This window comes from Staphylococcus sp. EG-SA-2 (assembly GCF_017152085.1).
Window position 1 is genome coordinate 1 of the sequence record NZ_JACYHC010000309.1, and the last position, 380, is coordinate 380.

1 protein-coding gene and 1 pseudogene are annotated in these 380 nt (G+C 30.8%); one reads left to right on the top strand and one right to left on the bottom strand.

The window, feature by feature from the left end; all coding sequences use genetic code 11:
- A pseudogene (locus IDG60_RS03040) lies at positions 1 to 163 on the top strand (branched-chain amino acid ABC transporter substrate-binding protein); the annotation flags it as partial.
- Positions 164 to 235: 72 nt separating this feature from the next.
- Here IDG60_RS03040 and IDG60_RS03045 read toward each other — a convergent pair.
- Positions 236 to 380: toxic anion resistance protein (locus IDG60_RS03045; RefSeq protein ID WP_206160481.1), on the bottom strand; the 145-nt coding region annotated here is incomplete at its 5' end.

Sequence of the window (380 nt, forward strand, 5' to 3'; positions counted from 1 at the left end):
TGTTATTAGTAAGTTAGGTTGGCTGAAAATTAACTTTATAGAATCATTGCCTCTAAGAGCGTATTCTTTAGAGTGGTTCCCAGTAGCAATTATTGCAACGATATTAGGCTATCTAGTCGGCATATTTATAAAACAAGATCCAATTAAATATCAACAGGAATAACGAATAATATAAAAGGAAGCATCTCCAATTTAATCGTAGGATGCTTCCTTTTTGTTATATCTAATTCGTAATTTATGATTGTTTATTCGGTCCTTTGATGTTCACTAAATGTGACTTTAAATCTTGTTCTAATTGTTGTAATTCTTTTTCAGCTAATTGTCGTTCTTCGCGACCGTGTTGTTGAATAATTAATGTTTCTTCAATTGTCTCAATAATG